At 69.7% G+C, this 21287-nt stretch carries 20 protein-coding genes and 1 tRNA gene; 5 read left to right on the forward strand and 16 right to left on the reverse strand.

Features of this window, described 5'->3' with window-relative positions:
- Positions 1–20: 20 nt before the first annotated feature.
- Complete coding sequence (locus YWY_RS0109740) at positions 21–740, reverse strand: DUF4097 family beta strand repeat-containing protein (protein ID WP_038044913.1); 720 nt, start codon at positions 738–740, stop codon at positions 21–23.
- A gap of 162 nt (positions 741–902) precedes the next feature.
- Here YWY_RS0109740 and YWY_RS0109745 point away from each other — a divergent pair, with 162 nt between their 5' ends.
- Positions 903–1454, forward strand: coding sequence for a YbhB/YbcL family Raf kinase inhibitor-like protein (locus YWY_RS0109745; RefSeq protein ID WP_245566627.1), 552 nt, complete (start codon positions 903–905; stop codon positions 1452–1454).
- 18 nt (positions 1455–1472) lie between these two features.
- Here YWY_RS0109745 and YWY_RS21195 read toward each other — a convergent pair whose 3' ends face one another.
- The 4 genes from YWY_RS21195 to YWY_RS0109765 are packed head-to-tail and all read right to left on the reverse strand — an operon-like array spanning position 1473 to position 4060.
- Positions 1473–2102 (reverse strand): TetR/AcrR family transcriptional regulator, encoded by a 630-nt coding sequence (locus YWY_RS21195; RefSeq protein ID WP_051310110.1) that lies wholly within the window; start codon positions 2100–2102, stop codon positions 1473–1475.
- The gene (locus YWY_RS0109755; protein ID WP_028847466.1) at positions 2099–2428 is read right to left on the reverse strand and encodes a DMT family transporter; all 330 of its coding nucleotides are present in this window, start codon (positions 2426–2428) and stop codon (positions 2099–2101) included. The genes YWY_RS21195 and YWY_RS0109755 overlap by 4 nt, the downstream gene beginning before the upstream one ends.
- A gap of 57 nt (positions 2429–2485) precedes the next feature.
- Positions 2486–3067, reverse strand: a complete 582-nt coding sequence (dcd, locus tag YWY_RS0109760) for a dCTP deaminase (RefSeq protein ID WP_028847467.1) — start codon at positions 3065–3067, stop codon at positions 2486–2488.
- Positions 3068–3076: 9 nt separating this feature from the next.
- Positions 3077–4060, reverse strand: a complete 984-nt coding sequence (locus YWY_RS0109765; RefSeq protein ID WP_038044916.1) for a GlxA family transcriptional regulator — start codon at positions 4058–4060, stop codon at positions 3077–3079.
- Between the two features lie 145 nt (positions 4061–4205).
- Here YWY_RS0109765 and YWY_RS21200 point away from each other — a divergent pair, with 145 nt between their 5' ends.
- Complete coding sequence (locus tag YWY_RS21200) at positions 4206–5474, forward strand: MFS transporter (RefSeq protein WP_051310111.1); 1269 nt, start codon at positions 4206–4208, stop codon at positions 5472–5474.
- Here YWY_RS21200 and YWY_RS0109775 read toward each other — a convergent pair.
- Positions 5383–6795: an aminotransferase-like domain-containing protein gene (locus YWY_RS0109775; protein WP_028847469.1), complete on the reverse strand. Its 1413-nt coding sequence runs from the start codon at positions 6793–6795 to the stop codon at positions 5383–5385. The two genes, YWY_RS21200 and YWY_RS0109775, sit on opposite strands and share 92 nt — an antisense overlap.
- Between YWY_RS0109775 and YWY_RS21205 the strand changes: the two genes are divergently transcribed.
- Positions 6794–7756, forward strand: a complete 963-nt coding sequence (locus tag YWY_RS21205; RefSeq protein WP_084609149.1) for a DMT family transporter — start codon at positions 6794–6796, stop codon at positions 7754–7756. The two genes, YWY_RS0109775 and YWY_RS21205, sit on opposite strands and share 2 nt — an antisense overlap.
- Here YWY_RS21205 and YWY_RS0109785 read toward each other — a convergent pair.
- The gene (locus YWY_RS0109785; protein ID WP_028847470.1) at positions 7699–8961 is read right to left on the reverse strand and encodes an oxygenase MpaB family protein; all 1263 of its coding nucleotides are present in this window, start codon (positions 8959–8961) and stop codon (positions 7699–7701) included. The genes YWY_RS21205 and YWY_RS0109785 overlap by 58 nt on opposite strands.
- Before the next feature lie 330 nt (positions 8962–9291).
- Here YWY_RS0109785 and YWY_RS0109790 point away from each other — a divergent pair.
- Both YWY_RS0109790 and YWY_RS24070 read left to right on the forward strand, forming a co-directional pair.
- Positions 9292–9365, forward strand: a tRNA-Gly gene (locus YWY_RS0109790).
- Positions 9366–9467: 102 nt separating this feature from the next.
- Positions 9468–9611, forward strand: coding sequence for a hypothetical protein (locus tag YWY_RS24070; protein WP_156899178.1), 144 nt, complete (start codon positions 9468–9470; stop codon positions 9609–9611).
- A 172-nt stretch (positions 9612–9783) separates the two neighbouring features.
- On the opposite strand, the gene YWY_RS24645 is transcribed toward YWY_RS24070, so the two are convergent.
- From YWY_RS24645 to YWY_RS0109840, 9 genes are all read right to left on the reverse strand, one after another.
- Positions 9784–13038: a serine/threonine-protein kinase gene (locus YWY_RS24645; RefSeq protein ID WP_051310112.1), complete on the reverse strand. Its 3255-nt coding sequence runs from the start codon at positions 13036–13038 to the stop codon at positions 9784–9786.
- Between the two features lie 157 nt (positions 13039–13195).
- Positions 13196–13711 (reverse strand): putative immunity protein, encoded by a 516-nt coding sequence (locus YWY_RS0109805; protein WP_028847471.1) that lies wholly within the window; start codon positions 13709–13711, stop codon positions 13196–13198.
- A 222-nt stretch (positions 13712–13933) separates the two neighbouring features.
- Positions 13934–14632, reverse strand: coding sequence for a hypothetical protein (locus YWY_RS0109810; protein WP_051310113.1), 699 nt, complete (start codon positions 14630–14632; stop codon positions 13934–13936).
- Positions 14633–14766: 134 nt separating this feature from the next.
- Positions 14767–17154 (reverse strand): ATP-binding cassette domain-containing protein, encoded by a 2388-nt coding sequence (locus tag YWY_RS0109815; protein ID WP_028847473.1) that lies wholly within the window; start codon positions 17152–17154, stop codon positions 14767–14769.
- A gap of 118 nt (positions 17155–17272) precedes the next feature.
- Positions 17273–17806, reverse strand: a complete 534-nt coding sequence (locus tag YWY_RS0109820) for a pyridoxamine 5'-phosphate oxidase family protein (RefSeq protein ID WP_084609150.1) — start codon at positions 17804–17806, stop codon at positions 17273–17275.
- Positions 17803–18213, reverse strand: coding sequence for a VOC family protein (locus tag YWY_RS0109825; protein WP_028847475.1), 411 nt, complete (start codon positions 18211–18213; stop codon positions 17803–17805). Before YWY_RS0109825 ends, YWY_RS0109820 begins: the two co-directional genes overlap by 4 nt.
- A 10-nt stretch (positions 18214–18223) precedes the next feature.
- Positions 18224–18664 carry a helix-turn-helix transcriptional regulator gene (locus YWY_RS0109830; protein ID WP_028847476.1) on the reverse strand — a complete coding sequence of 147 codons (441 nt, stop codon included), beginning with the start codon at positions 18662–18664 and terminating at the stop codon, positions 18224–18226.
- A 56-nt stretch (positions 18665–18720) separates the two neighbouring features.
- Positions 18721–19182, reverse strand: a complete 462-nt coding sequence (locus tag YWY_RS0109835) for an NUDIX hydrolase (RefSeq protein WP_028847477.1) — start codon at positions 19180–19182, stop codon at positions 18721–18723.
- A gap of 415 nt (positions 19183–19597) precedes the next feature.
- Entirely contained in the window at positions 19598–20911 is a 1314-nt protein-coding gene (locus YWY_RS0109840) for a cytochrome P450 (protein ID WP_028847478.1), read from the reverse strand.
- Positions 20912–21287: the final 376 nt, after the last annotated feature.

A 21287-nucleotide genomic window follows, 5' to 3' on the forward strand; every position in this document is an offset into this window, starting at 1 on the left:
GGTGGGCGGGTCGATGTGACTCAGCTCGCGGTGCGCACCAGTACGTTGCCGGAGTCGGTGTCCAGCTGCAGGCGATACGGCGCGCCGGGGGTGTTGCCGATCCGGATGTCCCTGCGCCCGGAGTCGGTCTGCCCGTCCACCTGGTAGCGGCCTTCCGGGACGGTCAGCTGGATGGAGCCGCTGTCGATGTCCGCGGTGACGTTCGCCGGCTTGGCGAGCTCTGCGGTGACGTCCCCGGAGTTCGCCTTCACGGTCAGGTCGGACGACATCCCGGTCACCGTGACGTCCCCGGAGTTCGCCCTGATCGACAGCGGTCCGGTGACATCGCGCACCACGGCGTCGCCGCTGTTCAGTTCGATCTCGCCGCCGATGGTTCCGACCAGCTGCAGGTCGCCGGAGTCGATCTCGCCGACGACCTTGACCGAGCGCGGCACGATCACCTCGTAGTCGACCGCGCACCACCAGCCGCAGCCGTCCAGTGTGAGGGTGCTGCCGTCGACCGAGAACGCCCGGTCGGGGGCGGTGAACCGGTAGGAGAACTTCTGCCGGACCTCGATGGTCGTCACGTCCGCGGCACGCACCACCACGTCGCCCGATTCGTTGTCGATCTCCACGGTGTTGATGCGCTGGTCGACGCGTTCCACCGTGGTGGCCTCCGACCGCCAGAACCATCCGGTCACCAAACCGACAGCCACAGCGAGCAGCGCGACTCCGGCGACGAATTTGACGGTACGTGACATGTACTGGTCTCCTCGTTCGTGCTTACGGTGCTCACGGTAGGCCGGGGGAACCCGCGCGGCATCGGGGAAATCCCCAGGTTCGACCCTGGTTGTCACCGGGGAACGGACCCCGGGGTCCACTAACCTCGCAAGCGCATCTGACCCAACCGGATGGAGGTGCCCGTGACTGAGCAGACTCCTGCACCACCGAACCCGTACGACTTCCTGCCCCAGGTCCCGACGTTCACGGTGACCAGCAACGACATCAAAGACGGCGAGACCCTGCCGCAGCCGCACTTGTCCGGCAAGATGGGCGCGGGCGGCGAGGACCGTTCGCCGCACCTGCGGTGGGAAGGTTTCCCGGCGGAGACCAAGAGCTTCGCGGTGACCTGCTTCGACCCGGACGCGCCGACCGCGGCGGGCTTCTGGCACTGGGCGGTGTTCAACATCCCGGCGAGCGTGACCGAACTGCCGTCCGGCGCGGGGGACGAGAACGGCTCCGGCCTGCCCGAGGGCGCTGTCCAGCTGCGCGCGGACAGCGGTCACGTGGGCTACATCGGTGCCGCCCCGCCGCCGAAGCACCGTCCGCACCGCTACATGTTCGTGGTGCACGCGGTGGACGTGGAAAAGCTCGACCTCTCCCCGGACACCACGCCGACGGTGCTGGGCTTCAATCTGTTCTTCCACACCCTGGCCCGCGCCTACATCACCCCCGTCTACGAGAACAAGGGCTGATGCCGCACGCCGGCGTGCTCAGGCCTCCTGCCGGGCACGCCGGCGGCGCTCGGTCGGGTTGAGCAGGTATTCCACGACCGGGCGCAGTTCTTCGGCGGTCGGCGGCTCGTCGTCGATCAGTCCCTGAATGAGCAGGCCGTCGATGCCGGCGAGGAAGACCCGAAAGGCCACCTCGTCGTCGTGTTTGACCATCGAGGTGAGCACGTCCAGCCAGCGGCGCGCGGCGGGACGCAGCGACGGCCGCCGCGCCGCCAGCAGGTAGAGCTCGTATTCGGCCATGGTGCGGCCGCGGCGCGGGCCGAGGGCCTCGGCCAGCAGCGCGGAGACCTCGTCGGCGGCGCTCGGGCCGCTGTACGGGGAACCGCTCGACCGGCGCAGGCCCTCGCGCGAGCGGGCGCGGTCGATCATCCAGTACACCTCGGTGGCCATGTCCCTGGCGCACGAGATCAGCGTCGCGATGAGCAGGTCGTCGAGCGTGGCGAAGTGGTAGGTGATCGAGGCGGTGGGGATGCCTGCCTCGCGCGCCACGCTGCGATGGGTCACGCCCGCGACGCCGTCGCGTTCGATCACCCGCAGGGTGGCTTCGATGATCTCCTGGCGGCGCTTCTCGCCGCGGGCCTTGCGGCCGTCGCGTTGCATGGTGGTCATGTCGCCGACCTCCCCAACTCGACCAGGACGACGCCGGCGACGACCAGCCCGAGCCCGGCGATCATGGTGACGTTCAGCCGTTCGCCGAGGAAGACGACGCCGACCAGGGCGATGAGGGCGATGCCGAACGCCGCCCAGATCGCGTAGGCCACGCCGACCGGGATCCCTGCCTTCAGCACCAGGGACAGCAGGTAGAAGGCCAGGCCGTAGCCGGCCGCCACCACCAGCGACGGCCCGAGCTTGGTGAAGCCGTCGGAGAACTTCAGTGCGACCGTGCCGGTCACCTCGGCCGCGATGGCCAGACCCAGCAGCAGGTAGGCGTACATCGCTCCAGAGTATCTGAACGAACGTCCAGGAAGTTCTGGCCCCTGGTGCCCGCCGGGTCAGCGGGTGGTGTCGGTGCGGTGGAAGTTCAGATAGGCACGCGACGGCGTCGGCCCGCGCTGGCCCTGGTAGCGCGACCCGGCCCGCTCCGAGCCGTACGGGTGCTCCGCGGCGCTGGACAGTCGGAACAGGCACAGCTGCCCGATCTTCATCCCCGGCCACAACGTGATCGGCAGGTTGGCGACGTTGGACAGCTCCAGGGTGATGTGCCCGGAGAAGCCGGGGTCGATGAATCCCGCGGTGGAATGGGTGAGCAGGCCCAGCCTGCCCAGTGACGACTTGCCTTCCAGCCGTCCGGCCAGATCGTCGGGCAGGGTCACCATCTCGAACGTCGAGCCGAGCACGAACTCGCCAGGGTGCAACACGAACGGCTCGTCACCGGACTTCTCGACCAACGAGGTGAGCTCGTCCTGCTGCTGGGAGGGGTCGATGTGGGTGTACCTGGTGTTGTCGAACACCCGGAAGTACCTGTCCAGCCGCACGTCGATGCTGGAGGGCTGGACCATCTCCGCATCGTACGGGTCGAGCACCAGCCGCCCGGATTCCAACTCCTTGCGCAGGTCGCGGTCACTCAGCAGCACGGACTCACCCTAGCCCGCGCGTTCGTCCGGGGCACGGAACGTGCGCCGGTAGGCCAGCGGACTCACCCCGATGCTCGACCTCAGGTGCTGGCGCAGCGACGCCGCGGTGCCCAGCCCGCAGACCCTGGCCACCTCGTCGATGCTCAGGTCGGTGGTCTCCAGCAGGTGCCGGGCGTGGTCGATGCGCTGCTGGGTCAGCCATGCACCGGGCGACATCCCGGTCTCCGCCCGGAACTTCCGGGAGAAGGTGCGCACGCTCATGTGGGCGTGCGCAGCCAGCGTGGCCAGGTCGAGCCGCTCGGCCAGGTGCTGCAAGGCCCACGCCCTGGTCGGGGCCGTGCTGGCGGTGTCGTCGTCGGGCACGTGTCGTTCGATGAACTGCGATTGCCCGCCTTCGCGCCACGGCGGGACGACGCAGTAGCGGGCGGCACGGTTGGCGACTTCGCTCCCGTGGTCGGAGCGCACCACGTGCAGGCAGAGGTCGATCCCTGCGGACAGGCCGGCCGACGTCAGTACGTCGCCGTCGTCCACGAACAGCACCGTCTCGTCGAGCTTCACTCGCGGATAGAGCTGGCGAAACTCGTCGGCGTGATGCCAGTGCGTGGTCGCCGGGCGGCCGTCCAGGATGCCTGCCGCGCCGAGCACGAACGCGCCCGTGCAGATGGACATCACGCGGGCGTGCGACGGGATCATGTCGAGCGCGCGAGCGACGTCGTCCGGCAGGACGCCGTGCCGGAAGGGCCCCGGCATCTTGGTGCCGGGAATGATCACGGTGTCCGCGTCGCGCAGTGCCTCCGGGCCGCTGCCGGGAACGATCGCGTAGTTCGACGGTGTCGGCATGGGCGCCGTGCCGAGGCCGCAGACGCGGATGTCGTACAGCGGTGAGCCGTCGGCGTCGGTGGCGCAGCTGAAGACCATCGGCGGGATGGCGAGGTCGAAGCCGACCACCGGATCCAAAGCCAGCACGACGACGCGGTGCAGGTCGCGGAACATGGCCAGATTCTTTCACATATTGGCAATCAGGCCACTGTTGCCGACGTGCTTGTTGATCAACACTGGCCGCGTGATTCAGCGAGGGGTTGAGATCGAAGCGAGTGCGCCTGCCGGATCTCGGCGGTGGCGGCTGCACTGGGCATGGATGATCGCCGCGGTCGCGTTCCTGACGCTGATCGCGGCGGCGGCCTTCGGCACCGTGCCCGGGGTCCTGATCGATCCGCTGCACGACGAGTTCGGCTGGTCGCGCGGCACGATCGGCTCCGCGGTGTCCGTCAACTTGATCCTGTTCGGGGTGATTTCGCCGTTCGCCGCGGCGTTGATGGACCGGTTGGGTGTTCGCCGGGTGGTCGCCGGGGCGCTGGTTCTGGTGGCGGCGGGGGCCGGGCTGACGGTGTTCATGACCGAGCCGTGGCAGCTGCTGATGTGCTGGGGTGTGCTGGTCGGCGTCGGGACCGGGTCGATGTCGATGCCGTTCGTCGCCGTCATCACCGGCCGGTGGTTCGTCAAGCGCAGGGGTCTGGTCAGCGGCGTGCTGACCGCCGCGGGGGCGACCGGTCAGCTGATCTTCCTGCCATTGCTGGCCGCGCTGGCCACCGAACACGGCTGGCGGGTCCCGTCGATCACCGTGGCGGCTACGGCACTCGCCGTGGTTCCGCTGGTCGTGTTGTTCCTGCGGGACTACCCGAGCGACGTGGGCACCACCGCTTACGGTGCGACCGAAGCGGCCGAAGTCGCTCGCCCGGTGGCAGGCAGCAGCGTGCTGCGCACCTTGCACACGCTCCGGGAAGCGATCCCGACCAGGACTTTCTGGATGTTGGCCGGTGGGTTCGCGGTGTGCGGTGCGTCGACCAACGGCCTGGTCGGGACGCACTTCGTGTCCGCGGCCCACGATCACGGAATGCCGCACACCACGGCGGCCGGACTGTTGGCGCTGGTCGGCGTGTTCGACATCGCCGGGACGATCTTGTCCGGATGGCTCGTCGACCGGTTCGATGCGCGCTACCTGCTGGTGGGCTACTACACGCTGCGCGGGCTGTCCCTGCTGGTTCTGCCGTCGTTGCTGCAGCCGCACGTCGAGCCGAGCCTGTGGGTGTTCGTGATCTTCTACGGGCTCGACTGGGTCGCGACCGTGCCGCCGACCGTGGCCCTGTGCCGGGAACGTTTCGGGATGAGCGGGCCGATCGTCTTCGGCTGGGTGTTCGCCGCGCACCAGTTGGGCGCCGCGGCCGCCGCCTACGGCGCCGGGGCGATCCGGGACGTGCACGGAAGCTACGACCTCGCGTGGTACGTGGCGGGCGGCCTGTGCGGGTTCGCCGCACTCATGTCGGGCCTGATCCGGCGGCACGAAGCGCCTCGGCCAGCCGGCTTGCCGCCGCAGCCGCCAGTTCTGCAGTCAGCGCGCCGAAGCTGAGCCGCAGGTACTGCCCGGTCGGCTCGGCCGGGAACCAGGGACGGCCGGGGAAGACGACGAGTTCGCGCGCCATCGCCTTGGCCGTCACCGCTTGCTCGTCCGAGCCGTCCGGCAACCGCACCCACAGGTGCATGCCGCCGGACGGCCGCGGTACGTGCAGCCACGGGACGTGTGTGCGCAGGGCTTGCACCAGGGCGTCGCGCCGCTGCCGGAGTCCGGCTCGCAGCGCCCGCAGGTGCCGTGGCCAGGAGGGCGAGGTGAGGAATTCGACCGCCGTGTGTTGCAGCGGGCCCGCGACGAACAGATCGTCCAGCAGGCGGGCCGTGCGCAAGCGCGCCGCCGCTACGCCCCGGGCGCCGATGACGGACAACCGCATGCCCGGGGCCACCACTTTGGTCAGCGAACGCACGTAGACGACATGGCCGTCGGGATCGTCCACCGCGAGCGGAGCCGGGGCGACGCCGTCGAGGGTGAGTCCGCGCGCGTAATCGTCCTCGATGAGGAACGCGTGCGCCTTCGCGACTGTGTCCAGTACCGCGGCGCGCCGCTCGGCGGACAGCACCGCACCGTGCGGGTTGGCGTGCAGGGGCTGGCAGTAGAACAGCCGAGCGCCCGTGCAGCGGAACGCCGAGGCGAGCAGGTCCGGCCGGACTCCGTGCTCGTCGGCCGGGACGCCGACGACCCGCAGGCCGGCGTCGCGGGCAGCGGCGATCGCGCCGAGATAGGTGGGCGCTTCCACGAGCACCACGTCGCCCGGACGGCCCAGGCCGCGGAATGCCGCCGCCAGGGCGGGCTGACCGCCGGAGCAGATGGTCATGTCCGCCGCGCGCAATCCGCCGCCGATGTCGTGGGCGAACCATTCCCGCAGCTCGGGCAGCCCTTCGGTGGGTTGCCTGGTCCATGCCGCCGGCTTTCGTGCCGCGCGCGCCATCGCCGCACCGAGCGCGCCGTGCGGCTGGAGCTGCTGGTCGAAGTAGCCGGAGCTGAGCGGGATGGCTTCCGGGTGGTGGGTGGCCAGCAGGGCGGCCAGCTCCTCCTCCCCGGCACGGGCGTCGCCCAGCACGACGCTCTGCCAGGACAGGTCGGGCGGTGCGCTGGACTCGGGCGCGGGCGGAACGGCGATGAAAGTGCCGCGTCCGGGACGCACGTCGACCAGGCCGCGCGCGGCCAGGTGCTGCACGGCGGTCTGGACCGTGGTGGGGGAAACCCGGTACCGCGCCATGAGCTCGCGCACCGACGGAAGCTTGTCCCCAGGGCTGCCTGCCTCGATCACCGCCGTCAGCGCAGCGGTGACGCGTGCGACGGCGTTATCATTGGACATGAGAGCCAATGATAACGTTACTGCGCCGCGGCGGATAACGGGCGGCCTGGGGCTGGCGGTGCTCGCCGTCGTCTGCTTCAGTTTGTCGCTGCCCGCCACACGCGTCGCGGTCGGTGGGATGGACCCGTTCTTCGTGGGGCTGGGGCGTGCGGCCGTTGCGGGCCTGCTTGCGCTCGGATACCTCCTTCTGACGCGGGCACCGTGGCCCGGACGGCGGCTGGTTCGGCGGCTGCTGGTGGTCGCTGTCGGGGTGGGTGTCGGATTCCCGCTGCTGACCTCCGTGGCTCTGGTCAGCGAGAGTTCCGCTCATGGCGCGGTGGTGATCGCGTGCCTGCCGCTGGCCACCGCCACGTTCGCCGTGCTGCGTGCCAAGGAGCGGCCGCACGCCGAATTCTGGCTGGCCAGCGCGCTGGGAATGGCCACGGTCCTGGTGTTCGTCGCGGTCAGCGGCGGGCTCGACGGGGCCTTCTCCTGGGCAGACGTGTTTCTGCTCGGCGCGGTCGTGCTCGGTGGCTGGGGGTATGCGGAAGGGGGCGTGCTCGCCGGCGAGATCGGCGGGGCGCGGACCATCTCGTGGGCCGTGGTGCTGGCGCTGCCGCTGACCCTGCCGGTGGCCGTCCTGACCGCCGACGGGATCGGCGAGGTGACCTGGTCGCAAGGCATCGCGTTCGGCTACTTGGCGATCTGCACGATGTATCTGGGGTTTTTCGCCTGGTACGCCGCGATGGCCAGGGACGGCGTCGCCCGCATGGGACAGGTGCAATTGATGCAGCCGGTGCTGACGCTCGGGTGGTCGGCGGTGTTACTTGGCGAGGAGGTAACGCTCCTGGCCGTGTGCGTTGCCCTCGCCGTGCTGGCCACCGTGGTGTGGACGCAGCGGGCCCGGGTTTCGCGGGGTCCCCGTCATGCCGCCGACGAGCCTGCGGGCGAGCGGGCTGCGGTTCGCGCCGGGCGGGAGTAGGTACGGTCGAGCCGAAAGGCGCGGTCGACCTGCTTGAGATACCACCGGAGGGAGCGTTTCCCCAGGAACTGCTGGACGGTGGTGGCACCGGGAAGCGCCTGGCGCGCCGTCTCGGCGAGGAAGTTCACCGCCGCGAAGGTCAGCACCGCCGCTGAGGAGATCCGTGCGGGCGGTAAGCCGAGGTAGTCCGCGTTGGCGTCGCCGAGCAGCATGCGGCTCACCGCGCCGTGCAGGTTGACCGCCGCACGGCCGACGACCTTGTCGAGCGGGCCGAAGTGGCGGCCGATCGCGGCGTGTTGCTCGAGCAGGACGCGGGCCAGGCGCTGGGAGTCCTCGTCCGGGATGAACTCGGTGGCGGCCAACAGCCACAGCAGCCGCCATGAGTCGTCCTCGTCGGCGGGCAGGAGGGCCTCGTCGACTCCGAGCAGCCAGCCGACGTAACGCCACAGGTGCAGCACGTCTTCCCGCTCGCGCTGGGTGTAGCGGACGCCGAGCATGCGCATGCCGAGGAGGAAGACGTGCGAGAAGAGCAGCAGTGTGCCGGCTGTCTGCACCTGGTTGACCGGGTGGTCCCACTTCTCGTAGTCCCAGTCGTCGCGGCGATTCATCGCCGCCCGTACGTGCGCATGCGCCAGGCGTACGCGCAGGGCCGCCGCGTAACCGTCACCGCCGAGCCGTAGCGAGCCTGGCGTGGTGACGTCGATCCACCACGCTGCGGTCTCCGCCAGCCTGCGAGCCGCGGCGTATTCGAGGTCACCGGTGCCGATCAGGGTCTTGACCGCACGGGAGGCCAGGTAGCCGCCCATCAGGGACATGTCACCGAGCGGGATGAGCCCGATGAGCCCGGTGCGGACGATGGCGCGGGCGCCGCGGTCGATCCGGTCGTGGTCGACCCAGTACGGGGTGCGCTCCACTTCGTGGAAGAACTCCCACAGTTCCTCCGGGGCGGTGTCCAGGCTGTCGACGCCGTGCTTGAGGGCTTGCTCGAACAGCTCCCCGGCACGCGGGTCGCGGCGTAACACGGCGGCGAGCCGGTCGGCCAGTGGGTCGGCCTTCTCGGCGAACGAGCGGAGGCGGGCCACCTGGGTGCGGTCCGCGCGCAGCTCGCCGGGGCCGAACAGGCGGGCCGCCAGCCGGAGCGGCCCGCGGGCGAACAGCTCCGGCTCGGGCAGCTCGGTGGGTTCCGCTGTGAGCTCCTCGGGCATCGCGTTCTCCCCGTCGTTGTCGCGCCGGCGCCGCGGACGCCTCGCTAGCGACAACAAGTGTTGTCACTTTCTGGCCGGGCGTCAAGGTGCGTGGGGTTCCCTGGCCGATGCTGGCGGCGCGACGAACAGCCGCACACGGGCGTCATGGTGCGTGGGGTTCCCCGGCCTTGCGCCGACGCGGAGCGCCAGGTACAGCGCTCGCGAAGCGGCAAGGACAGTCGTGCGACGTTGATCGCGAGCGGATGATGCGGTAGATCGAGAAGAGAAGCGACGCCGAACCCGGGGTTCGGTGCACCATGCGAAGGCCGCCTTGTATGCTGGAGCGGCGATGCGGATGTAGTTCAATGGTAGAACGTCAGCTTCCCAAGCTGAAGACGCGGGTTCGATTCCCGTCATCCGCTCCACGCACGAAGGCCCAGGTCAGAAGCCATCCACTTCGGACCTGGGCCTTCGTGACGAGTGGGGTGAGCCCGGCCTGACGCGGCACGGCAGGCAACGTCGTCCGAGTGTCGATCGTTCGCGTCTTCGCCACCTCGAAGCCCATCTTCGCGTGGACCCTGCGGCAGAACGGTTCGCCGTGGGCGGTGGGTTTCGAAGTGCTCGACGGCACGCTGGTCGTCAGCCGCGGGTGCTGGGAGCAGGTCACGTAGTCTCGCGGTCTGCTACGACGTCGTCGATGCGAACCGCGGCATCGACTACGTGACCATTCGCAGGCTGGCCGAACTGGTCGATGCTGTCGACTTGGCCACGACCAACCAGCTTCGTCGACTGCTGCGCGAACGGCGCCTACCGACCGCCGGTCGTCCGGGCCAGGCGCTGACCTCATCCGCCGAGGGATCCGCGCAGCGCCCACACCGGGCCGGTCTGGTAGATCGGATAGTTGGACAGCACCGGGTGGATCCGGTCGTTGATGACCAGGTAGCCATCGCCGACGACATGGGGCAGCCGGGTCTCGCGGTCGCCTTCCCACGTGATCTGCCCGGTGTGGCCGTCGGCGACGACCGCCTTGTCGGTGATACCGGGCACCACGCCGACGACCTGTCCGTCGTCGCTGATGGTGAGCGGCCGCACCGCGTCGTCGAGTACCTGCGCGTGCCCGGTCTCCAGGTTGATCGCAGCGGAGGCCGTGCCGGCATGGACCGCGAGCCACTGCTGGTTCGGTGAGGCCACCACGGTTGCGTCGAAAGTCGCGTTGTCGCCGTACAAGGTTTCGGCGACGACGCGCCCGGTCCGGTCGTGGACGGACAGGATGGGCGCCAGACCGCCCTCCGGCGGCCGGACTACGGTCAGCAGCAGCACGTACTCGCCGTGGGCGCCGATGATCCACCGGTTCTCGACCGTACTGTGCAGGTCACCCGGCCGGTAGCTCGCGACCTCCCACAGCAGGCCGCCGTCGAAGTCACGAATGACCAGCGAATCGTCCCACCCTTCGGCGAACCAGCCGTCGCCGATGGCGTGCACCCGCAGATCGAGATCCACCGGCAATTCGATCGGGTCGCCGGTGTCCGGGTCGACCACCGTCCCGGACAGCATGCGGTGGTCGTAGAAGGCAGCCGCGTCGTCGGTGTCCACCCAGTCGTAGGTCAGAGACTCCAGCTCCCAGTGGACCGGTTGGGTTCCGGGGCCGGCGTCGATCGGCATGATCGTCGTGGCCACGCCGTCGTCGGTGGTGTACATGAACGCGGCGTACGGCTTGCCTTCATGCTGGATGATCTTCAATGTGCGGGGTGCGTCCTCGGTCTGCGGCGTGTAAGGAGCTTCCACGCGGCCGGGGAACGGTCCGGTCGACCACAGCTCCTTGCCGGTCTTGCCGTCGACCGCGCGCATTTCGAAGTTCTCGCCGTCGTGCCCGACGAGGACGACCTTGTCCTGGTAGCCGACGATCTGTTCGGCGGTGGATTGCCACTGGCAGGCCTCGCGGTCGGCGCCGGGGATGGCATTCTCCGGCGGAGTCGTCGAGCAGTCGGCAGCCGGAGCGGCTTCGCCACCTTCCGAAGCAGTGGCCGCGGGCCGGGCTTCCTCGCCCAGGCTGTTCGCGACGACCACACCGCCGGTGACGACTGCAGCCGCGGCGAGTCCTGCGGCGATGAGCTTGGCCGCGGTGCCTGCCAGCAGGCCGCCCGCGGCCGCGGCACCGGCTCCCGCGACCCCGGCCACCGTCGCTTTCGCACCGGCGGCCGTTCCAGCACCGGTTCCGCTTCCCGTGCCAGTTCCCGCTCCTGCCGAGCCCGCAGACGAGCCTGCGTCGGCCGGGCCGGCGGGGCCGCCGGGCTCGGGTGCGCCGCTTGTGCTGGCGCCGGTGGAGTCGGGGACTGTGCCGGGGTGAGCGGCACCGGCGGGGTCACTGGCTGGTGTGGCGGGGCCGCCGGGCTCGGGTGCGCCGCTTGTGCTGGCGCCGGTGGAGTCCGGGACCGTGCCCGGATGAGCGGCACCGGCGGGGTCGGTGCCTCCCGTTCCTGGGCTGCTCGTGCCGTCGATCGGTTCGGTTCCCGGCCCGCCCGGCGTGGCGTCCGGTCCGGGTGAGCCAGTGCCGTCGGTCGGGCCGGAGCCGGTGCCGGTCGAGCCTGTGCCGGTGGAGCCGGTTCCGCCGCTGCTGCTCGTCGCTTCGATTCCAGTGGACCCCGTGTTTCCGGCCGAGGTCCCGGTGCCCGAGCCGGTCGTGGTGCCGCCAGTGGCCCCCGATCCGGCCCCGCTTCCGGATGTCGCGCTCGTGCCGGTCCCTGCGGAGCTCGCGCCGGATGTCGTGCTGCCTGCGCTCGTCGATGTGGTCCCGGCTGTGCCGCCTGCTGAGCTGGTACCGGCCGTGCCACCGGCGCCGGATGCACCGGTGCCCGTACCTCCAGCAGTGCCGGCCGTCCCGGTACTTGCCGACGTCGTTCCGCCCGCTGTGCCACCGGCGCCGGTCGTGGCAGTACCAGCACCGGACGTTCCGGCCGAGGCAGCTGATCCGGACGCGCCGGACCCTGCACCGGTGCCAGCCGCGGTGCTTGTGGTTCCGGAGCCGACGGTCCCCGCGGAGCCGCTGCCGACACCGGCGCCGCTCACGGTGCTCGTGGCGGACCCGACACCGGTCCCGGCAGTGCTGGCCGACTCCGCTACGGCGGTCGCGGACCCACTGACGGTGGTGGTGCCGGCGGTGGTGCCGGTAGCCCCGAGGGCGGAGAGCCCGCTGGTCGCGGTTCCGGCAACGGTGGTCGTCGCGGTGCCGGCCAGGATGGCCAGCGGGGTGAGAGCCACCAGGGTGCCCGCTGCGGTGGCCAGCGCGTGCCACGCGCGCCGCTCCCAGTCGGGGCCGTGGACCGCCACGGCGACGCGTTCCAACTCGGCGACGAAGACCCCGGCGTTCGTGGGCCTGGCATACGGGTTCTTGGCCATGCCCGCGGCGATCAGCCCGTGCAGGTGCTGAGGTACCTGGGACAGGTCGGGGGCGGCCATTTCGTGCATCCTGCGCAGTTCCTCGTTCGACTCGGCGACGAACGGCTTCTTGCCGGTGATGCACTGGTAGAACACGCAGGTCGCGGCATACACGTCGGTGGCGGGAGTGCCCGGCTGGCCGGCCCATTGCTCCGGCGCCATGTACGACGGCGACCCGGCGGTGAGCCCGAGCTGGCCGTCGAGGACCGCCAGGCCGAAGTCCACCAGCTTCGACACGCCCTGGCTGGTGACCAGCACGTTGTCGGGCTTGTAGTCGCGGTGCACCACTCCGACCTGGTGGGCGGCGGCCAGGCCCAACAGCGAGCCCTTGAGCACCGACAGCGCCGCCTCGACCATCAGGGCGCGCTCGGCTTCCAGGATCTGGCGCAGTGAGACGCCGGGCACGGCCTCCATCACCAGCGCGGCGACATCGGGCGAGACGTGGAAGTCGAACAAGCGCACCACGTACGGCGACTGGACCGCCGCCATCATCGCCGCCTCCCGGCGGAAGCCCTCCAGCACCGCGTAGTTCGTCAGATACCGCTGGTGGAGGTACTTGATCGCCACCACCGTGCCCGAAGCGTCATGCCGGGCGAGCACCACCCGGCCGAACCCGCCGGTACCCACCGTCTGCAACTCGGTGTAGCCAGCCAGCTGTCCCACAACCGCACCTCTGACAACAACCCAAGGCCTGAAGATCTCCCGAACGCCGTCTTGGACGCAGCGTGATCACTTTCGGTGCCCGGTCAATCACAAGTCGACCGAAAGTGGGTCGGAGGGATGCAGCGGGTGCAGCGGCGAGCCGCCGCCGGGGCAGCGGTCACACGTCGAAGACCGACCAGCACAGGTCGTTCCGGCGCCGCTGATCCTCCAGCACCAGGTCGCGAATCTCCGGCGGAAGCTGGTCGCGCTGCCATCGACACTCTTCGCGGCCTGCGGCGTCAGCTTGTTCCGGCGGCACCGCAGCACGAACCGCCTTGATCGCGTATGCGGCAGCGCCCAGCTCGTGCTCGGCGACGTGTGCCACGACGGCCGCTTGACCGGCCGCATATGCGGCGAAGCGCGGAGCGCCGCGCAGGTCGCGAGCGGCCCCCATGGCGTGCCCGCCCGCTGCCCGCGCCTGCATCATCTTGACCGCGCCGCGCGCCCAGGCACGAGCGTGCTCGATCGCCGCGCGCGGGCGAGGATCGTCCGGGCGAGCCGCTTCGAACAGCGGCAACACATGCTCGGCGCATGTGGCTGCCCACAAGGCGAGCAGGTGGTGGTGCTCGTCGGTCAGCGTTCCGCCCCGGCGGATCGTGATGAACCGCGGGTCGCGCACCTTGGGCAGGATCACCGGCACTCCTTTCCGGCGGCGCCTCGCCGCGAAGCGTAACCGGTGTGCGGGCCATGTGTGGTGGCAGAACACCGCCGTCGGCCCGACGCTCCGCTCATTGCTGCGGTCCGGGCGACATGTCGAAGGCTTCGGGTGAGCTCGCAAGCGGCCGCGCCGGTCGACGCTGGCTCTCCGTTCGGCCGCTCGCGACCGGATGTGAGCTCGAACGGCCAGCGCCGGGTCTCAGCCCGGCCACCGGAGATATGCGCCGACGCTTGCCGTCGCCTGCAACAGATCGCGCGATGCACTGCCACGCAGTGGCTCGGATTCGGCCACGACGACCGTCGTGCGGCTCCTCCGCGACTCGTAGTTGAGCCCGGTGAACTCCACGCCGAACTTGCGTTCCCACATTTCCATCGCGACGGGCTTGATGTCGCCCGTGCCGTGCACGTCGATCAAGCGTTTGAAGTTGCGCGCATCATTCGCGTTCCGCATCTTCACCCAGGCGACGGTGAGGAGCACCGTGTTCCCGCGGCCGTCGGTCAGCGGAAGCGCCAGTCGCTTGAGTGACCGACATGGGTGGAAGCGCAGCCAGGTCTGCACCTGGCCGTAGGAATTCCGTACGCAGGACGCCCGGGCAATGCGGCGGGGCTTGCCCTTGCGGAGCCCGAGTTGCCGCCACGCCCGTGCGGGCTTCCCGCTCCGCATCACCTTCTTGGCCTTGACGACCTTGGCCCGCATGACCGAGCTGGTGATCGAGCTGAAGCCACCGGTCACGCTCGCTCCCGTGCCGCCGACGACTCCGATGCCGCCGAGGCTCGGGCCGGCCGCGATCAGGGTGGCCGCCGCACCTGCCGCCACGACCGTGCGCGCTTCGCCGCCGCCTTTTCCGGTGATCGGATACTTCGTGCCGTCCGGTCTGGTTCTGATCGGTGGCGTCATGCTCTTCCTCCCCCAGTACTGCCCGCGGCGATGATGTCATCGCAGGTCACGCCCGCGGAGCTGCTGGCGCCAAGTTCACGCGCACAGAGCAAGGCGCCCGCCGCTGTCGCGGCGGGCGCCTCGTGGCGCCTCTGCTACGCCCCGACGTACTCGGCCAAGTGCTGCCCGGTCAGCGTGGACCGGTCGGCCACCAGCTTCGCCGGAGTACCTTCGAACACGATCCGGCCGCCGTCGTGGCCTGCGCCCGGGCCCAGGTCGATGATCCAGTCCGCGTGCGCCATCACCGCCTGGTGATGCTCGATCACCAGCACCGATTTGCCCGAGTCGACCAGCCGGTCCAGCAGGCCGAGCAGCTGCTCCACATCGGCCAGGTGCAACCCGGTGGTGGGTTCGTCCAGGACGTAGATGCCGCCTTCCTGGCCCATGTGCGTCGCCAGCTTCAACCGCTGTCGCTCGCCGCCGGACAGCGTGGTCAACGGCTGGCCGAGGGTCAGGTAGCCCAGGCCGACGTCGGACAGCCGCTGCAGGATCTTGTGCGCCGCGGGAACTCGTGCCTCGCCCTCGGCGAAGAACGCCTCCGCCTCGGACACCGACATCTCCAGCACTTCGCTGATGTTCCGGCCGCCGAACGTGTACTCCAGCACCGCCGCCTGGAACCGCTTCCCCTCGCACTCCTCGCACGGGTGGGAGACGGTGGCCATCATGCCCAGCTCGGTGTAGACCACCCCGGCGCCGTTGCAGTTCGGGCACGCACCTTCGGAGTTCGCGCTGAACAGCGACGGTTTCACGCCGTTGGCCTTGGCGAAAGCCTTCCGGATCGGGTCGAGCAGCCCGGTGTAGGTGGCCGGGTTGCTGCGCCGCGAGCCGCTGATCGGCGACTGGTCGACGGTGACGACGTCGGCGTCCTTCGGCATCGAGTAGTGGATCAGCGAACTCTTCCCGGACCCGGCCACACCGGTGATCACGCACAGCACGCCGAGCGGGATGTCGACGTCCACGTTCTGCAGGTTGTTCGCGTTCCCCCCGCGGATCTCCAGCTTCCCGGTCGGCTCCCGCACCGTCTCCTTCAGCGAGACCCGGTCGTCCAGGTGGCGGCCGGTGATGGTGCCGCTGGCGCGCAGTCCCGCGACGTCACCCTCGTAGCACACTTGGCCGCCGTCGTGGCCCGCGCCCGGCCCCAGGTCGATCACGTGGTCGGCGATCGCGATGGTCTCCGGCTTGTGCTCGACCACCAGCACCGTGTTGCCCTTGTCCCGCAGCCGGATCAGCAAGTCGTTCATCCGCCGGATGTCGTGAGGGTGCAGGCCGATGGTCGGCTCGTCGAACACGTACGTGACGTCGGTCAGCGCCGAGCCGAGATGGCGGACCATCTTCACCCGCTGTGCCTCGCCACCGGAGAGCGTGCCGGACGGCCGGTCCAGCGACAGGTAGCCCAATCCGATCTCGATCATCGAGTCCACCAGGTGCCGCAGCCCCTGCACCAGTGGCGCCACCCCGGGGTCGTCGATCTTGGCCAGCCACTCCGGCAGATCGCTGATCTGCATCGCGCAGACGTCCGCGATGCTCTTGCCGTGGATCTTGGACTTGCGGGCGTGCTCGGCCAGCCGGGTGCCGTCGCACTCGGGGCAGGTGGTGAACGTGACCGCCCGGTCGACGAAGGCCCGGATGTGCGGCTGCATCGCCTCCCGGTCCTTGTTCAGGAACGACTTCTGGATCTGCGGGATGAGGCCGGCGTAGGTCAGGTTGACCCCATCGACCTTGATCTTGGTCGGCTCCTTGTACAGCAGGTCGTGCAGCTGCTTCTTGGTGAACTTCTTGATCGGCTTGTCCGGGTCGAAGAAGCCGCATCCCCGGTAGATGCGGCCGTACCAGCCGTCCATGCTGTATCCGGGGACGGTGATCGCGCCCTCGTTCAGCGACTTGTTCTCGTCGTAGAGGGCGGTCAAGTCGAAGTCGGTGACCGACCCCTTGCCCTCGCAGCGCGGGCACATGCCGCCGAGGCGGTTGAACGTGGCCTTCTCGGCGATCGTCTTGTTGCCGCGTTCGATCTTGATCGCCCCGCTGGCCGACACCGAGGGCACGTTGAACGAGTACGCGGCGGGCGAGCCGACGTGCGGTTCGCCGAGTTTGCTGAACAGGATGCGCAGCATGGCGTTGGCGTCGGTGACCGTGCCGACGGTGGACCGGGTGTCGGCCCCCAGCCGCTCCTGGTCGACGATGATCGCGGTGGTCAGCCCGTCCAGCACGTCGACGTCCGGCCTGGCCAGCGACGGCATGAAGCCCTGGACGAACGCGCTGTAGGTCTCGTTGATCAACCGCTGCGATTCGGCGGCGATGGTGCTGAACACCAGCGAGCTCTTTCCCGAGCCGGAGACCCCGGTGAACACGGTGAGCCTGCGCTTGGGGATCTCCACGTCGATGTCACGCAGGTTGTTCTCCCGCGCGCCCTGCACGCGGATCACGTCGTGGACGTCGGCGGGATGGCCGACGGTCGTCGTTCCGTCCTGGCTGGCGGTGCTCATCGCTCTCCTTCGTCGGACCTGCGGTCGGGCAGGTGTGGCTCGTGGGTTGTCGGTGCGGGCTGCGGGTGGCGTTACCCCGTCGTCCGGCCGAAGCGCCCCGGCTGGCGGGGCTGGCCGGTCAGGCCAGCCACCGGCCGTCCTTCATCAGCAACCTGCCGGACATCTCGTTGACCGCGCGCCACGCCTGAATCCGGCGCGGGGTCATGACGAACCAGCTGAACGGCTCGGACAGCGGCCGTGGATCGAAGCCCGCCCTGGCGGCGAAGCGGTCCGCGCGTTCCCGGGGGATCTGGTCGATGGCGAAGACTTCGACGGTGCCGTCGATCATCACGACGTCCCGGAAGTCCCCGAGCGCCACCCGCGCCTGCCCGGCCGAGGCGAGATTCCGGCCGGTGACGCTGTCGGTCGGGGTAGCCATCAGCAGCGTCCGGCCGTCCCACTCGAACGACAACGGCACCAGGTGCGGCACGCCGTCCGGCGAAGCGCTGCTCACCCACAGGTCGATGTCGTGGTTCAGCCGGTACTCCGTGTCGCGGCGTCGCTGGGCACGGGACCGGGGTTCGGGCAGCCGGCCCGGCGAAGGGGCTGCGGTGGGCTCCGTCAGCGGACCGGCCGCCGTGTTTTCCTGCGCTGGGCTTGCCGTGTCCGTCATTGCGCTTGCTGGAGACGGACCATGTTGCCTGCCGGGTCGCGGAACGCGCAGTCGCGCACGCCCCACGGCTGGTCGGTGGGCTCCTGGACGACTTCCACGTTGTGCGACTGGATCCGCTCGAACGCGGCGTCGACGTCCTTCGCCGCCAGCACCACCATCCCGTAGGTGCCCTTGGCCATCATTTCTTGAATGACCCGCTTCTCCTCGTCGGTGATGCCCGGGTCGGCGAACGGCGGGTGCAGGACGATGGACGTGTCGGGCTGGGCGGGCGGACCGACGGTGATCCACTGCATGTCGCCGTGGCCGACGACGTTGCGTACTTCGAATCCGAGGGCGTCGCGGTAGAACTTCAACGCGGCGTCCGGGTCGTTCTGGGGGAGGAACGAATGGGCAATCGTGATATCCATGCCGAAAACGCTAGACGCGTTGCGCGGGCATTGCTTCTCGATTCCTGATCGGTCTGGCGACGTGCTTGCTCACGCAGGTGGGCAGCCCGGCGAGCTCCTGGGCGCACCCGCGCTTGTAGGTGCTCGGTGACATCCCGACCAGTTCGGTGAACCGGGTGCTGAACGTGCCCAAAGAGGAAAAGCCCACGGTGAAGCACACTTCGGTGACGCTCAGATCGCCGCGGCGCAGCAGCGCTTTGGCTCGTTCGATCCGCCGGGTCATGAGATAGCCGTACGGGGACTCGCCGTAGGCGGCCTTGAAGCGGCGGCTCAGGTGGCCCGCCGACATGTTCACGCCGCGAGCCAGCGCCTCGACGTTGAGCGGTTTGTCGTACTCGCGGTCGATCCGGTCGCGCACGCGCCGCATGAGCACCAGCTCGCGCAGGCGCTCCTCTTCGGCTGACCTCGCCATGCGCTCATCGTGCCACGATCGGCCGACACCCGGCCGGGACATGATTCAGGATCCACCTACTGCAGCAGCTCGACGAGCCGATCCAGCAGCACCGCTTGCGCCTTGACCACCTTGCTGCGGGCCGTGGCGACGTCGAACCACGCCACCCGATCGAGCTCCGGGAAGGATTGCCGCCGGCCGGAGCGCGGCGGCCACTCTATCTCGAACGTGCCGGGGGAAAACGCCGACAAGTCGACGTCGGCGTGCAGCGCCCACGCGGTGACCACTTTGCCGCCTGATTGGCGGATCTCGCCCAGCGGCTGCAGGTCTCCCGGCGGCAGCGGGATGCCGAGTTCTTCGGTGAATTCGCGCCGGGCGGCGTCCTCCGGGGTTTCGGAGTCGCCGTACTCGCCCTTCGGGATGGTCCACGCCCCGTTGTCCTTGCGCCGCCAGAACGGCCCACCCATGTGGCCGAGGAGAACTTCGGGCTGGGGTGGATGGCGATAGACGAGGATGCCGGCGCTGCGCTGTACTGCCACGGGTCAATCCTCGTCCATTGCCGGCCGTGCGGCGACGAGCCCGGACGCGAACGCGCCGGTGAACGCGGTGGGCATGCATGTCGGCGGTGGCGGTTGGTGTGTGCGTCGGTCGGTGTCGATGGGTGTGGTTGGCGCTCGCGGGTGTGCTTTGTTGTGGCTGGTGGTGGCGGGTGTGGATGTCGGCGGTGGCGAGTGGTGCCTCGGCTCGGCTGGCGCCGGTGGGGACGGAGGCCGGGGCTGGCCGGGTACGGAGGTGCGGCCCGGCCGGGTGCGGAGGTGGGCTGGCCGGGGGCGGACGTGCGGCCCGGCCGGGGGCCGAGGTGGGCCCGGCCGGATGCGGGGGTCGGGTCGGCCGGGTGCGGGAGTCGGGGGTCGGCCAGCCGGGTGGGGGTGATGCGTGCGCGGTCTGGCCGGGTTAGCGGCGGTGCACTCGGATGCGTGCCCCTCGCCCAGGGGTCAGGGTGATGTGCCGCGCCTTGGTGCGTTCCGGTGCCGGGCGCTCCGGCTCCAACCGATACCGCGACAGGATCTCCTTCAGGATGATCGTGCCCTCCAGCTGGGCGAACCCGGCGCCGAGGCAACGCCGCACCCCGCCCCCGAACGGCAACCATGTCGCCGGTGTGGCGCTGCCGTCGAGGAACCGCTCCGGCCGGAAGACCCCCGGGTCCTCGTGATACGCGCCGTTCAAGTGGATGACGCCGATGCCCGGCAGTACCGTGTGGCCCTTCGGGATGCGGTAGCCGTTCAGCTCGATGTCCTCGGTCAGCGTGCGGGCCACGTTGTAGATCACCGGGTGCAGCCGCATGGCTTCCTTCAGCACCGCTTCCAGGTACTTCTCGTCGCCTTCCTCGGCGGCTTGGATCGCGCGGTTCTGCAGCCGGGGGTTCCTGGCCAGATCGTGCAATGCCCACGCCAGGGCGGTCGCCGTCGTCTCGTGGCCGGCCAGCAGCAACGTGACCATCTGGTCTCGCAGCTCGGCGTCGGAGAGCTGATCGCCGTCGATGCGCACGCTGAGCAGCTGGGACAGCACGTCCGTCCGGTCGGCCAGGTCGCCGACTTGCCGCCGCTCCGCGATCTCGGCATACAGCAGGCCGTCCACGTGCGCGACCAGTTCCCGGAACCGCCGCCACGGGCCGAACTTCCGCAGCGAGGGGACGAACTCGCCGATGTAGACCGGCATGGGCTGGGTGACCAGCTTGGTGATCGACCGGCGCAGATCGTCCAGCCGCGGCCCTTCCACCACACCGAACACCACGCGCAGGATGATTTCCAGGGTCAGCTGGTTCATCCGCTGGTGCGCGGAGAACACCGCCCCCGGTCGCCAGCTGTCCGCCTCGGCCACCGCCAGCGCGGTCATCGTCTCTCGGTAGCCGCGCAACGCCGCCCCGTGGAACGGTGGCATGAGCAGCTTGCGCATCCGGCGGTGCGCGTCCTCGTCGAGCGTGAGCACCGAGTGCTTGCCCATGATCTGGCGCAGCACCCGGTTCCCCTCACCGGCGTGGAAGACCTCCGGGGAACCGGAGAACACCACCTTGTTCAGCTCGGGCGTGTACAGCAGCACCGAGGGCCTGCCCAACAGCTCCACGGACACCACGTCGCCGTAGCGCTTGCGGAGCCGGGGCATCACCAGGTGCCGGTAGGGAAACAGGAACGTCTGGATCGCACCGGGCAGCTTCGGGCCCGGTGGTGTCGGCAGGTGCTGAACGCGAGCGTCGGTGGTGGTGGTCATCGGCTCTCCCTTTCGACACTCCTGGTTTATACGCCCGTATAACTGCGGTGTCCAGGTGACCGCTTCCGGTCATCCGGTCGGGGCATCCGACTCGTTCACGGAGTATGGGCGGCGGCGGGCCATACGCGCCCGTGCGCCGGGCCAGGCTGTGGACAAGTGCCCCGCTGTGGATAGTTGTCCACAGGTGTGGACAACTCGACGGGCCTGTGAGCAGGCACGATCACCTGCTGTCCACAAGTTGTCCACAGTCCTCCCCCAGGATGTGCACAGCGATGTGATGTTCCGGCCGATTCCCGGCAGTGCGTGTCATCAAATCCTCATGTGCCTTGCGCGACAGTGATCGGCAGTCGGTGGTGTACGCGAGCCGCACGCCGGC

It is taken from the genome of Thermocrispum agreste DSM 44070 (assembly GCF_000427905.1).
In the GTDB taxonomy this organism is placed as follows: domain Bacteria; phylum Actinomycetota; class Actinomycetes; order Mycobacteriales; family Pseudonocardiaceae; genus Thermocrispum; species Thermocrispum agreste.